Consider the following 12,097-nt stretch of genomic DNA (forward strand, 5'->3'; position numbering starts at 1 on the left):
CCTTCCAATCCGCGCTCGGCCTTGCTCAATGCGATGCAGGTCGGCCTGCCGGCAATCGCGCTGCTGGTCATGCTGGCCATCATCTTCAGCATCCGCCCGGCGGCGATGAGCTATTTCGGCTTCCATCTGCTGTTCAAGCTCTCGGTGCCGCTGGTCTTTGCCGCACTGGCGCAGATGATGGTGATCATGCTGGGCGACATCGACCTGTCGAACGGCGCCTTTGTCGGGCTGATCACCTGCATCACGGCGCTCTATCTCGGGGATGCGCCGGCAATTGCGGCGCTGTGCTACCTGGTCCTGATCGCCGCCTATGCCGGTTTAGGCCTGCTTATTCATGCTCGGCAATTGCCCTCGATCATCGTGACGCTGGGCATGTCCTTCATCTGGCTAGGCATCGCCGTCATCCTGTTGCCGGCACCGGGTGGCTCGGCACCCGCATGGCTTGCCGCCTTCATGAGCTGGCAGCCGCCTTTGATGCCGCTGTCGATCTGGCTGGCGGCACTGGCGGCGCTTGCCGGCCATCTCGTCATCTCACGCTCCTCCTATGGCGTGGTGTTGCGCGGCGCAGGCGGCAATCCGCGCGCCGTCCAGCGCGCCGGCTGGTCCGTTGTCGGCATCCGCGTCGCTGTCTATGCCGCCGCCGGCCTGCTCGCCTGTCTGGCCGGGCTGACGCTGACCGGCCTCACCACATCGGGCGACGCCAATGTCGCGCCGGCCTATACGCTGCTCGGCGTCGGCGCGGTGATCCTCGGCGGTGGCGCTTTCACCGGTGGCGTCGTCTCGCCGGTCGGCACGGTGGTCGGCGCTCTGACGCTGTCGCTCGCGGGCTCGCTTTTGTCTTTCCTGCAGGTGCCGCCGACATGGCAGATCGGCGCCCAGGGCGTCATCCTGTTTCTCGTGCTGGCTGGGCGCGTGCTTTTGTCGGAGCGGACGCGATGACCCGAAGACTGAGCCTCGCGCCATGGACCTACGGCTTCATCGTGGCACTCGCCATGTGGCTGGCGACGACGGCCTATTCGGGTATCGGCAGCGCCGGCGCCACGCTTTCGGGGGCACTCGCCTTCGGCGCCTTCAGCGTCGTGGTGGGAACCGGACAGATGTTCGTCGTCGCCTCCGGACCGGGCAATATCGATCTGTCCGTGCCATCCGTGCTGACACTGGCTGCCTATGTGTCGATGACGGTCATGCAGGGGTCCGACGGCATGCTGTTGCCCGGCCTGCTTGCAGCACTTGCGGTTGGCGCTGCCGCAGGTGCCGCGAACTTCCTTGCCATCGTCGCGCTCAGGCTGCCGCCGATCATCGCCACGCTTGCCTGGAGCTTCGTCTTCCAGTCGCTTGCCTTCAATCTCGGCGGCCAGGCGACACTCAAGCCGCCGGCCGGCCTTTCCCGCTTTACCTCGATGAGCCTTGGCGGCGTGCAATTCATGCCGATCGCCGTGATGGTGCTGACGCTGGTCGCCATGGTCGCTCTCAAACGCACGGTCTGGGGCCGGCAATTGCTGGCCACAGGCCAAAGCGAACCGGCGGCACGGCTTGCCGGTGTCGAGGTCGCCCGGGTGCGGCTGATGGCCTATATGCTGTGCGGCACGGCCGCCGCGCTCGCCGGCTTCCTGCTTGCCGGCTTCAGCGGCGGGGCAGCACTCAACATGGGCGACGCCTATCTGATGGAATCGATCGCCGTGGTGGTGCTTGGCGGCACCAGCGTCGCCGGTGGACAGGCCAACGCGGTAGGCATATGGGGGGCTGCGCTGTTCTTCAACCTGATGTCCACCATGCTCAACACCTTTGGCATCCAGGCAGGCGTGCGCTTCCTTTTGACCGGCGTGCTGATCATCCTGATCGTCGCTCTCGTGCCGAGGCCTCGCGTCAGATGACACCCGCCACCGATACGCTCGCCGGGCTGTTCGAAACAAAGGCAGTTTCCTTCGTCGACCTGACGCATCCGATGAAGCCCGGCATGCCGGTGTGGCCGACGCACCCGCATTACTGCCAGGAGATGGTGGAATCCTATGACCGCGGCGACGTCGCCTGCAACCATGCGTTGGCTATGAGCGAGCACACCGGCACGCATTTCGACGCGCCGGTCCATTTCATCCGCGGCGGTGCTGCCATCTCGGACATTCCGGTCGAGCGTTTCTTCGGCCGCATGGTGACGATCGATGCGCGGGACTGCGCGCCCCGGCAGGCGGTCGAGCCGGATTCTATCTTCGCTTTCGAGGCCGAACAGGGCTGCGTACGGCAGGGCGACGCCGTGTTCTTCCGTTTCGGCTGGGACCGGTTCTGGGACGATCCGGCCGCGTTTCTCGCCGACTGGCCCGGCCTGTCGCGGCAAGCAAGCGAATTGCTGGTCGAGCGCGGTGCGCGCATCGTCGGTTCGGACTGCCTGTCGATCGATTGTTTCGGCAGCGAGGATTTCCCGGCGCACAATACGTTGCTTTCAGCCGGCATCCTGATCGGCGAGAATTTCGCACGGCTTGGTGACTTGCCGCCTCGGTGCTTCCTGATCAGCTTGCCGCTGGCGATCGAGGGCGGCAGCGGATCGCCGCTGCGCGCCATCGCGCTGGTCGAGGGCTAAACCGGCTCAAGAGAAATCCAGCTGGACCTTGAGCGTGCGCTGAGGTTCCTTCTCGATCAGGTCGAAGGCGGCGCGCGCCTCCGTCGCCGCGAAGACCTGTGTGATCATGCCTTGCGGATCGAGCCGCTTGTCGGCCAGCCATTCGACGACGCGCGGCAACAGCCGGCGGTTCAGGCGCGAGCCGACGATGGTCAGTTCCTTGCGCACCACTTCCTGCTGGCTGAGGTTGGATGGGGCGTCCGAAAAGCCGAGCAGGCCGATGCGGCCCGCCGGGCTGGCCAGCCGGCAAGCCTCGTCAAGAAGTGCGGGAATGCCGGCGCCGTCAATGACCAGCGTCGGGCCAAGACCGTCATTTTCACCGCGCACCGCGGCCGGCACGGGATCGCGCACGGAGTGAATCACCCTGTCGGCGCCGAAGCGGAGCGCTCGCTCCAGGCGGGCTTCGTCGATATCGGCAACGATGCAGCGTGCGCCCTTGAGCTTGGCGACCTGCAGGACAGTGACGCCGACCGTGCCGGCGCCATAGATCAGCGCCGTGTCCTCGGGTCCGCAACCGGTACGATCAAGCACATTGGCGGCGATGGAAAACGGCTCGGCCAGTGCCGCCAGCCCAAACGGCATATCCCTTGGAACCGGTATGACATTTGCCGCCGGCACCGCCACGAAGGCGCGAAAACCGCCGTCGCGGTGAACGCCCATCACTTCGAGGTTGGCGCAGACATTGGAGCGGCCGACCCGGCAGGGATAGCAGTGGCCGCACGACACCACGGGATCGACCACCACGCGGTCTCCCACCGCTATGCCGGTCACATTGCGTCCGAGCGCTGTTACGGTGCCGGCGAATTCATGGCCGATGATGCGCGGATAGACGGCGAACGGATTGGAGCCGTGCAATATGTGAATGTCGGAGCCGCAGATGCCGGCACGGCTGACATGAACGACGACTTCGCCAGTGCCGGGCTCTGGCATGGCGCCCTGCCGGACTTCCAGCGACTGCGGTGCGCGAACGAGAACTTCAAGCATGGCCTCACCACTTGTATACTAGTCGACAAGTGGCTCAATCTCGCTGTGCCGTCAAGACGCAAGCGCTCATGGCGGCGGTAAGACGGCCTCTTACCTGACACGTTCCTTCACGAAATCGGGACGGGCGTCCGCTGAAACGCAAATGTGCCTGGCGACGGCAGTTCGGACTCCCAATGCGCTGTCCTGCCGATCTCCTCTCGAAGGGGTCGGCAGTCAAAATTTGTTGACTTCCATCAAAGAGGAAATGACTACCGCTTGCCTGCTTGTCGGACCATAAGACAGGCCGTGTGATCGGGCCTCGGCTGGCTTGCCGCACGGAAGGCGACCTTGCCTTTGAACGCGGACGCGCCACCTGGAATAGAGCAGCCGCTTGCATGACGGAATTGGCAATAGAATTGGAACAGCCTCAATTTGCCACCGAGCGCGACCCGAGGCTGAGATTGATCATCCCAATCATCGTCGCCATCGCCTTTCTGATGGAGCAGCTCGATTCCACCATCATCACCACCGCGATCCCCGCCATCGCACGCAGTCTCGACACGACGCCCGTCAGGCTGAACCTGGCGATCACCACCTACATTCTGACGCTGGCCGTATTCATTCCCGTCAGCGGCTGGTTCGCCGACAGGTTCGGTGCGCGAAAAGTGTTCGCGCTGGCGCTTTTCACCTTCACCCTCGGCTCGGCGCTGTGCGGCATGGCCAACAGTTTCGGCATGCTGCTGGCGATGCGCGCCCTGCAGGGGCTGGGCGGCGCCATGATGACGCCGGTCGGGCGGCTGATCCTGCTGCGCAGCTTCCCACGCAGCGGGCTGATCACCGCCATGACCTACACGACCTTGCCCGCCATCATGGGGCCTGTGATCGGGCCGCTGCTCGGCGGCCTGTTGACCACTTATGCCTCATGGCGCTGGATATTCTATGTCAACGTGCCATTCGGTTGCCTCGGCATTCTGGCGGCGCTGCGCTTCGTCGACGATTTCCGCGAGGAAGCGGTGCAACGCTTCGACTTTGCCGGGTTCCTGATGGTCGGATGCGGAGTCGCGCTGCTGCAGTTCGGACTGGAAAGCATCGGTAGGCCAATCATCTCCGTTTCGGCGACAGCGTTGGTGTTGGCCGCGGCGATCCTGCTGCTGCTCGCCTTCGGGCGCTATGCGCGCCGCGTCGTTGCACCGGCAGTCGATCTGACACTGTTTCGATTTCGCTCGTTCTGGGTCGGTACGCTCGCAGGCGGCCTGTGCCGCGTTGGCCTCAATGGCGTGCCTTTCCTGTTGCCGCTGATGCTGCAGGTCGGCTTTGGCATGAGCCCGGTCACCTCGGGCTCGCTGACATTCGTCGGCAGCTTCGGCGCCTTGCTCATTCGGCCGCTGCTGTCGCCGCTGTTGCGGCGCTTCGGTTTCAATGTCGTGCTGATCGGCAGCGCGGTGGTTGGTTCCGCCGCTGTCGGGGGCTTCGCCTTGATCGAAGCCGATACGCCGCACTGGATGATCGGCCTTTACGCCTTTGTCTTCGGGGTCATCCGGTCGGCGCAGTTCATGACCTCCAACACGCTTTCCTACGCCGACCTGCCGGCCGACAAGCTCAGCCGCGCCACCAGTCTCGGCGGCGTCCTGCAGCAACTCAGCGTTTCCCTGGGCGTTTCGATCGCCGCCATGGTGCTGGGCCTTGTCGCAGGAGAAACCCACATCGTGACAGCGGAACGCTTCCACCAGGTGTTCCTGCTGACCGCGGTCATCCCGTTGCTGTCCGTCCCCGGCTTCCTGTACCTGCGTGCCGAGGACGGCGTGCAGGTCAGCGGTCATGTTCGATCGGGTAATTCTCGCAAATGATGCCAGATGCATTCTGCGTTCAAAAAGGATTGCCTCGCCGGATCGGTCGATTATCATGAACGGCGATACCGTATGGCTGAGGGCAGCCCCACAGCGCTCTTGGCGGCGGATAGTGGGAAATGATCGCGCTGGCGAAACGGGAAAACGCGATGGTGTGGGTTAAGAAGCCTTCGGCTGACGAGAAGCTGGCCATGGCTGCCACTTGCGAGCGTTTCATCGCCGAGGTTCTGAAGCCTCGGTTCATCCACGGCCAGCCGAATCGGCTCGACCATCCGCTAGACATTTTCGGCAAGTGGCGAGGAAGCAAATACGGTTTCTCAGCGCGCTACCGTTCGGATGACGGTGAAGAATTCAACGCTCCCTTCGCCCGGCTCGATCATGTGGAGGAGCATCTCGCCGAGACCCGGTTCGACCTCATGTGGCACAGGCACACCGGAGCATGTGGGCGGCTGCATGCGACCGTTACGTTGGACGAAGCCCTGCGTCTCATCTCGGCTGACTCGAGGCTCCAGCCGCCACTATGAACCGCAAGAACAGCCGACCCCGTTTCGATGTCGATGCCCTGCGCGATCTTGTCGGCACCAAGGTGTACTCGCGCGGCGAGGCCTACTGGCGTGACGGGCTGGTGCAACTGCTGACCGTTGGGCCCAAGCGCGTGCTGGCGCAGGTTGCCGGCACGGAGGACTACCGTGTTGAACTGACGGGGCGTGGCGAGTCGGTCGACGGTTCGTGTTCCTGCCGCGCCTTCGGCGACTGGGGCTATTGCAAGCATTTGGTGGCGACGGCGCTGGCGGCAAACGCGATGGGCAGCGACACGGAAGCGCAAAGCATCGATGTGTTCACGCGTATACGCGAACATCTGGAAGGCAAGAACAAGGCGGCGCTTGTCGATATGATCATGGATGTCGTCGAGCGCGATCCTATCCTGTTGCGTAGGCTGGAAATGGCCACGCTGACTACGCAAGACGGCGACGAGGCGGCCATCGAGGCGCGTCTCGGCAAGATGATCGACGGCGCAACCGCCACGAATGGCTTCATAGATTACCGCGAGGCGCCCGACTGGGCCCAAGGTGTGGACGAGGCGCTCGATGTGATCGCCTCGGTCTCGAGCAAGCATGCGGGCATCGTTATACGGCTCGCTATGCGAGCCATCGATCGGATCGAGGCTGCCATCGAGGTCGTGGACGATTCCGATGGCCATTGCGCCCCACTTCTCGACCGGGCATGCGAAATTCACTGCAACGCTGTCTCGGAGGCGCCTTGCGAACCCTTGTCCCTGGCGCTTGACCTGTTCGCGCGCGAGATGAATGGTGGCTACGACACCTTCGGTGGCGCGGCTGAGCGCTATGGCGATATCCTCGGCGAGGAAGGATTGGCCGAATACCGTCGCCTGGCCAACGAAGCCTGGAATGAACTGCCCGCAACCGCCGGCAAGAATCGGATAGGTCACGGACTGTCCGGCGACCATTTCAGGCTGCAGGAAATCCTCGACTTCTTTGCTGACCGCGATGGCGACCTCGAGGCACGCATCGCCCTTCGCGCCAAGCATCTGTCCTCACAGCAAGCCTATCTGCAAGTCGCCAAATTCTGCCTCTCGCACGGTCGCGCCGAAGAGGCTTTGCGCAGGGCCGAGGACGGCCTGTGGGTGTTCGAGGATGATCGACCCGACGAGCGGCTCATTTCCTTTGTAGTCGACCTGCTGACCACGGCCGGTCGCGATGCGGACGCCGAAGCGCATCTGTGGCGCGCATTCGAGAAGGCACCGAGCTTCGGACTGTATCAACGGCTGTGCAAGACGGGCACGGCGACGCGCGATCGAGTAATCGAGCGCCTCCAGTCCAGGCTAGCGCGCGAGAAGCCGTCCGCCTGGCATTATCCGGCCGATCTGCTCATCAGCATCTTGATTGAGGAGAAGCAGTTTGATCTGGCGTGGGCGAACACGCGCGCACATGGCGCTTCCGAAGGACTGAAGGAAAAGCTCGCGCAGGTCAGTGAAGCCACGCATCCGCGCGAGGCACTGAAGATCTATGCGGAACGCGTAAACCAACTGGCCCAGTTTGGCGGTAACGGCGCCTATGCAGAAGCGTCAACCCTGATCGGCCGTATGGCCGGCCTGCGCGGCGCGTCCGAACATGCCGCGTATCTGGCGGATGTGAAAGACCGCTTCGGCCGCAAGCGCAATTTCATGAAACTGTTGGCCTGACATGCGGCGCGCGGCGATTGACGAGCAAAATCGCTACATGCTGGAACGCCAGCAGCAGTTCCGCGCGGCGGCGGATGTCGTCACCGATGCTTGGACGCGTTTTCGAGAGGTGGGGGCGGTGGCCGTTATCGGCTCTGTCGCGAAGCCGCTTTGGAAAGAGGTGCCGCGCTTCAGCGAATTCCGGCGCGCTCGGATCGAGGTCTGGCATGAATGTAGCGATCTCGACCTGGCGCTTTGGCTTGACTCGCAGGCTCGTCTAGGCGAACTGCGTCGCGCCGCCGTTCTTGCCCTGCGTGAGGCGTTTGAGAAGGGAACAGGGATCAGCGTTGCCGATCACCAGCTAGACGTTTTTCTGATCGAACCCGGCAGCGACAGATATCTGGGCCGGCTCTGCAAGTTCAGTCAGTGTCCGAAGGGAAAGCTCGACTGCCTGGTTCCCGGGTGTGGCGAGATCGCCTTCAACAAGTGCGTTGCCGACTTCACGCCGCATGCTGATCTGCTCGCCCCAGCTCAAGGCGCGATGCTCTACAAGCGTGGTGTCGGGCGGATGCGCTCCGCGCTTGACCTGCCGCAGACTGGCTGAAAGCCCGCAGGGCTGGGCGAGCCGCGCCTTCAGTGCTTCAGACGATCGTCTCATATGCGCGAATCGGGACGTTGCCTTGCGGAGGCGGGTGGCGTCTTGCGGAGGAAGTCTGCTTGGCGCGGGCAGTGTGTATACGGGCATACCTATATCCGCATGGGTTTTTCAATTAGGCTCGATGCTGTGTGAAAACGGGGAGCATCGATTGCGAGGATTTGCGGAAAGCGTGATGCAGGGGCCGCGGACCGTGGCCGAACAGGTCGCCAATGTCCTGCGCGAAGCGATTGCCAGTGGAACCATCAGGGCGGGCACGCCGCTGCGCCAGGATGAATTGGCCGAGCAGTTTGGCTTCAGCCGCATGCCAATTCGTGACGCCCTTCGCCAATTGGAAGCCGAAGGTATTGTTTCCATTCATCCCACAAAAGGCGCGCAGGTCGCCCGGATGGACGGCGCCGAGATCAGTGAAATCTACGCGCTACGCGAGCTGCTCGAAAGCGAGGCGCTCCGGCTTTCGGTACCCAGCCTCTCCGGCGCGAAGTTCGACGAGGCCGAACAGGTGCTCGACCAGATCGACGCGGAGCGCAATGTCGGCCGATGGGGTGCGCTGAACCGTGCCTTTCATCTGGCTCTCTACGATGCCTGTGGCAACCATCGATTGCTCGGCCTGATCGAGGCGCACCACAATGCCGCCGATCGCTACGTCCGCATCCTGCTGTCGAACCTGGACTATCGCAGCCGCTCGCAGACGGAGCATCGCGAGCTGCTGGCCGCCTGCCGGCGGCGCGACGGCGACAGGGCCATAAGCATTCTGAGGCAGCATCTTCGCGAAGGAAGCGAGACGCTGGTCCGCGCGATCAGGGAAGATGGCCTGTCGCGAGAATCCTGACGGCGTGGCTCATGGGCATGCGATGGGCTTCAGCCCTGCGCCGGCCTGCGTTCGACGATGTAGATGTGGTCGGCCGCCAGCACCACTTCGCCGCGCTGGTTGATCACCTCGCAGCGTTCGATCACCCGTCCCGCCCCCGGCCTCTTCGGGTCGTCTTCCCTGGCCGTAATTGTCGTGCGCGTCCGGATCGTGTCGCCGATGAACACCGGCTTGATGAAGCGCAGCCGGTCATAGCCATAGGAAAAGGCAACAGGATTGATGACGGTTGCCGTCAGCCCGATGCCGACCGAGAACACCAGCGTGCCGTGCGCGATGCGCTGGCCGAATGGCGTCGTCTTCATGAACTCGGCGTCCATGTGGTGCGGGAAGAAATCGCCGGTGTGGCCGGCATGGACGATGAAGTCGGTCTCGGTGATGGTGCGGCCGCTGGTCAGGCGCGACGCGCCAATCTCATAGTCTTCGAAATACTGAATCCGTTCCATCAGGGTCTTTCCGCAATCGGCGTCGCCGGTGCCGCACTCGACTGATACGCCGCCTCGACCAGCGCCATCGTGCTCCACGCGTCCTCGACCGGGCTGATCAGCGTAGCATCTTCTCCGGTGGCAAAACGCTGGACATTGGCCATGCGGCCGACGAAGGCGTCGGGAAACCACTCGCCGGCCAAGGGCACTGCGATCCAGTCCGTCCCGCCTTTCGGATAGATTTCCAGCACATCCGGCTCACCTGTGGGATAATCGAGGTTGAGACCCAACTTGAGATAGGCTGCTCCCTCGGTGCCGCAGATGCGGAACTCGCAGGCTTGGTGCCGGCGGCCGAACTTGTGGTCGTGGTTGATCGACAGCGCGCAGCGCATGGTGTTGCCATAGTCGAGAATGGCGCTGGTGCGCGTCTGCGCCACGGCATGATTGGGATGGCCGAGCGTCTTAGCGTGCACGCCCTTGGGGTCGCCGAGCAATTGCCTGATTAGGTCGAGATAGTGGATCGAATGCATGGCGATCTCGACGCGCGGCGCCTTGAGCAGGAATTCCCAAAGCTGCCACGGTGTCGCCAGCGCCAGCCAGGCATCGAAGTCGACGATCTCGCCGAGCCAGCCCTTGCCGACGGCATCTTGGAGCGCCAGCATCATCGGCGCGAAGCGCAATTGGAAGTTCACCGCTGCGTGCAGCTTCCGGGCGCGGCAGATCTCGAGGATCGCGGTCGCCTCGGCAAGATTGCTGCCCATCGGCTTCTGGATCAGCGCCACCGCGCCATCAGGCAAGGACTTCAGCACATCGGCATGACGCGACGGCGGGGTGGCAAGGTCGAAGATCGCGCCCTCGACGGCAGCAGCTTCTTCGACCGACCCAAAGGCCGTCACGCCCCATTGGCTGGCCAGCTTTTCGGCCCTGGTATGATCAGGATCATAAAGCCCGGCAACCGGAAAGCCGGCCTTCCGGTAGGCCGGGAAATGCGCGTCGCCGACGATCGATCCGGCGCCGAAGGTGACGATCTGCCGGGGCTTGGAGGGTTTTGGCCAGGATTGAACGAGCAAGGCAGGGTCGAAACCGCCTTCAGTCATGATGGAAGACCTCATCCATCTCGGCCCACCACTCGCCCTCTTTGCGCGTCGCCAGCGGCTCCTGGCACGGCATGCAGACCGCCCACCATTCCTGCGTCTTCGGATCGGCCGCCATCTTCGCCATGTCGGCCTCGTAGTCGCTGCCGTGGTATTCGAAGGTGCTGAACAGCACGTTCTCCGGCCGCTTCAGGTAGATCGAGTAGTTCTTGATGTTGCAGGCGGAGATCATGGCCAGCACGTCGGGCCAGACGGCGGCATGGAGGCGGACATACTCCTCGACCTTTTCCGGCTTCAGCCCCAGAACCATTCCCATCCGCTGCATATCATTCTCCTATTTCGTGATCGCCGTGGTGAATTCGGCGATGCTCATGGCCTTGACCGCGTCCCAGTCCCAATCGATGCCGATGCCGGGTTCGTCGGGCGCCAGCGCCTGGCCATCCTCGATGCGGAGGCGCTTGCCGGTCAACTGGTCGAGTTGCGGAATGTACTCGACATATCGGCCGTTCTGAACAGCGCAGGTCAGGCTGACATGCAGCTCCATCAGGAAATGCGGGCAGACCGGAATGTCGAAGGCCTCCGCCGCGTGCGCGATCTTGAGCCAGGGCGTGATGCCGCCGATGCGGCCGACATCGACCTGCACGATCGAGCAGGCGCCTTTCTGCATGTACTCGCGAAAATGGCGAATGGAGTAGAGCGACTCGCCGATGGCAATCGGCGTCGGCGTCGAGTTCGACAACCGCACATGCCCGTCAATGTCGTCGGCCGGCAGTGGCTCCTCGATCCAGGCGAGGTCGAGGTCGCGTAATCTTGCCGCGCGCCGGATCGCCTCGTCGACCGAAAAGCCCTGATTGGCGTCGGTCATGATCTCGTAGCCGTCGCCGACCGCCTTGCGCACCGCCGACAGGCGCGCCAGATCTTCCGAGCCGTGCGGCCTGCCGATCTTCACCTTCGAGCCGCGAAAGCCCTTGGCCTTGGCGGCCAGCGCATCGTCGACCAGCGCCTGCGTCTCGATGTGCAGCCAGCCGCCTTCGGTCGTGTACAGCGGGCAGCGGTCCTTGGCGCCGCCGGCCAGCTTCCACAAAGGCAGGTTCTGCTTCTTTGCCCGTAGGTCCCACAGTGCTGTATCGATGGCCGCGATGGCGATGGCGGTGATGGCGCCGATGGTCGTGGCATGCGTGGCGAATTCGAGATCGTGCCAGATTGCCTCGATCATGTCGGGGTCGCGGCCGATCAGGCGCGGCACCAGATGGTCGGACAAAAGCCGCATCACCGACGAGCCGCCGGTGCCGATCGTGTAGCTGTAGCCGGTGCCGACCGCACCGTCGGAATCGGTGATGGTGACGATAGGCGTTTCCTGGCTGACGAAGCTCTGGATGGCGTCGGTGCGCTTGACCTTGGGCACAAGGTCCACCATCCGAAGGTCGACTTTCTCAATTTTGGCCATGC

The 12,097-nt window shown here is 63.4% G+C and carries 13 protein-coding genes; 8 read left to right on the plus strand and 5 right to left on the minus strand.

Annotated features, from left to right (window positions below; translation table 11 throughout):
• Positions 1 to 33: 33 nt before the first annotated feature.
• Genes EOA19_RS00305 through EOA19_RS00315 form a run of 3 tightly spaced genes read left to right on the plus strand, consistent with a single transcriptional unit; the run spans position 34 to position 2,575 of the window.
• Positions 34 to 939, plus strand: coding sequence for an ABC transporter permease (locus EOA19_RS00305; RefSeq protein ID WP_245486027.1), 906 nt, complete (start codon positions 34 to 36; stop codon positions 937 to 939).
• The gene (locus tag EOA19_RS00310; protein WP_128302344.1) at positions 936 to 1,874 is read left to right on the plus strand and encodes an ABC transporter permease; all 939 of its coding nucleotides are present in this window, start codon (positions 936 to 938) and stop codon (positions 1,872 to 1,874) included. The genes EOA19_RS00305 and EOA19_RS00310 overlap by 4 nt, the downstream gene beginning before the upstream one ends.
• A complete protein-coding gene (locus EOA19_RS00315; RefSeq protein ID WP_164892805.1) occupies positions 1,871 to 2,575 on the plus strand; it encodes a cyclase family protein in 705 nt (234 codons plus the stop codon). The genes EOA19_RS00310 and EOA19_RS00315 overlap by 4 nt, the downstream gene beginning before the upstream one ends.
• 6 nt (positions 2,576 to 2,581) lie before the next feature.
• On the opposite strand, the gene EOA19_RS00320 is transcribed toward EOA19_RS00315, so the two are convergent.
• Positions 2,582 to 3,598 (minus strand): Zn-dependent oxidoreductase, encoded by a 1,017-nt coding sequence (locus EOA19_RS00320; protein ID WP_128302346.1) that lies wholly within the window; start codon positions 3,596 to 3,598, stop codon positions 2,582 to 2,584.
• Positions 3,599 to 3,993: 395 nt separating this feature from the next.
• On the opposite strand from EOA19_RS00320, the gene EOA19_RS00325 reads away from it, so the two are divergent.
• From EOA19_RS00325 to EOA19_RS00345, 5 genes are all read left to right on the plus strand, one after another.
• Positions 3,994 to 5,424, plus strand: coding sequence for a DHA2 family efflux MFS transporter permease subunit (locus EOA19_RS00325; protein ID WP_245486006.1), 1,431 nt, complete (start codon positions 3,994 to 3,996; stop codon positions 5,422 to 5,424).
• A 119-nt stretch (positions 5,425 to 5,543) separates the two neighbouring features.
• Positions 5,544 to 5,948 carry a hypothetical protein gene (locus EOA19_RS00330; protein ID WP_245273055.1) on the plus strand — a complete coding sequence of 135 codons (405 nt, stop codon included), beginning with the start codon at positions 5,544 to 5,546 and terminating at the stop codon, positions 5,946 to 5,948.
• Between the two features lie 101 nt (positions 5,949 to 6,049).
• A complete protein-coding gene (locus tag EOA19_RS00335) occupies positions 6,050 to 7,627 on the plus strand; it encodes a DUF6880 family protein (RefSeq protein WP_245486008.1) in 1,578 nt (525 codons plus the stop codon).
• Between the two features lies 1 nt (position 7,628).
• Positions 7,629 to 8,210, plus strand: a complete 582-nt coding sequence (locus tag EOA19_RS00340; RefSeq protein WP_128302348.1) for a hypothetical protein — start codon at positions 7,629 to 7,631, stop codon at positions 8,208 to 8,210.
• A gap of 226 nt (positions 8,211 to 8,436) precedes the next feature.
• Complete coding sequence (locus tag EOA19_RS00345; RefSeq protein ID WP_023808872.1) at positions 8,437 to 9,093, plus strand: GntR family transcriptional regulator; 657 nt, start codon at positions 8,437 to 8,439, stop codon at positions 9,091 to 9,093.
• Between the two features lie 29 nt (positions 9,094 to 9,122).
• On the opposite strand, the gene EOA19_RS00350 is transcribed toward EOA19_RS00345, so the two are convergent.
• Genes EOA19_RS00350 through EOA19_RS00365 form a run of 4 tightly spaced genes read right to left on the minus strand, consistent with a single transcriptional unit; the run spans position 9,123 to position 12,095 of the window.
• Positions 9,123 to 9,578, minus strand: a complete 456-nt coding sequence (locus tag EOA19_RS00350) for a MaoC/PaaZ C-terminal domain-containing protein (RefSeq protein WP_164892815.1) — start codon at positions 9,576 to 9,578, stop codon at positions 9,123 to 9,125.
• Complete coding sequence (locus EOA19_RS00355; RefSeq protein ID WP_128302350.1) at positions 9,575 to 10,651, minus strand: Gfo/Idh/MocA family oxidoreductase; 1,077 nt, start codon at positions 10,649 to 10,651, stop codon at positions 9,575 to 9,577. Before EOA19_RS00355 ends, EOA19_RS00350 begins: the two co-directional genes overlap by 4 nt.
• On the minus strand, positions 10,644 to 10,973 hold the full coding sequence (locus EOA19_RS00360; RefSeq protein ID WP_023808869.1) for an L-rhamnose mutarotase: 330 nt from the start codon (positions 10,971 to 10,973) through the stop codon (positions 10,644 to 10,646). Before EOA19_RS00360 ends, EOA19_RS00355 begins: the two co-directional genes overlap by 8 nt.
• A gap of 9 nt (positions 10,974 to 10,982) precedes the next feature.
• Positions 10,983 to 12,095: a mandelate racemase/muconate lactonizing enzyme family protein gene (locus tag EOA19_RS00365; RefSeq protein WP_023808868.1), complete on the minus strand. Its 1,113-nt coding sequence runs from the start codon at positions 12,093 to 12,095 to the stop codon at positions 10,983 to 10,985.
• Between the last annotated feature and the right edge of the window lie 2 nt (positions 12,096 to 12,097).

The organism is Mesorhizobium sp. M7A.F.Ca.US.010.02.1.1, from assembly GCF_004023085.1.
GTDB lineage: Bacteria > Pseudomonadota > Alphaproteobacteria > Rhizobiales > Rhizobiaceae > Mesorhizobium.

Excerpts from the sequence above, each read along its gene's own strand:
- EOA19_RS00305 (WP_245486027.1), top strand. The coding sequence starts at position 34 with ATGCAGGTCGGCCTGCCGGCAATCGCGCTGCTGGTCATGCTGGCCATC.
- EOA19_RS00310 (WP_128302344.1), top strand. The coding sequence starts at position 936 with ATGACCCGAAGACTGAGCCTCGCGCCATGGACCTACGGCTTCATCGTG.
- EOA19_RS00315 (WP_164892805.1), top strand. The coding sequence starts at position 1,871 with ATGACACCCGCCACCGATACGCTCGCCGGGCTGTTCGAAACAAAGGCA.
- EOA19_RS00320 (WP_128302346.1), bottom strand. The coding sequence starts at position 3,598 with ATGCTTGAAGTTCTCGTTCGCGCACCGCAGTCGCTGGAAGTCCGGCAG.
- EOA19_RS00330 (WP_245273055.1), top strand. The coding sequence starts at position 5,544 with ATGATCGCGCTGGCGAAACGGGAAAACGCGATGGTGTGGGTTAAGAAG.
- EOA19_RS00340 (WP_128302348.1), top strand. The coding sequence starts at position 7,629 with ATGCGGCGCGCGGCGATTGACGAGCAAAATCGCTACATGCTGGAACGC.
- EOA19_RS00345 (WP_023808872.1), top strand. The coding sequence starts at position 8,437 with ATGCAGGGGCCGCGGACCGTGGCCGAACAGGTCGCCAATGTCCTGCGC.
- EOA19_RS00355 (WP_128302350.1), bottom strand. The coding sequence starts at position 10,651 with ATGACTGAAGGCGGTTTCGACCCTGCCTTGCTCGTTCAATCCTGGCCA.
- EOA19_RS00360 (WP_023808869.1), bottom strand. The coding sequence starts at position 10,973 with ATGCAGCGGATGGGAATGGTTCTGGGGCTGAAGCCGGAAAAGGTCGAG.
- EOA19_RS00365 (WP_023808868.1), bottom strand. The coding sequence starts at position 12,095 with ATGGCCAAAATTGAGAAAGTCGACCTTCGGATGGTGGACCTTGTGCCC.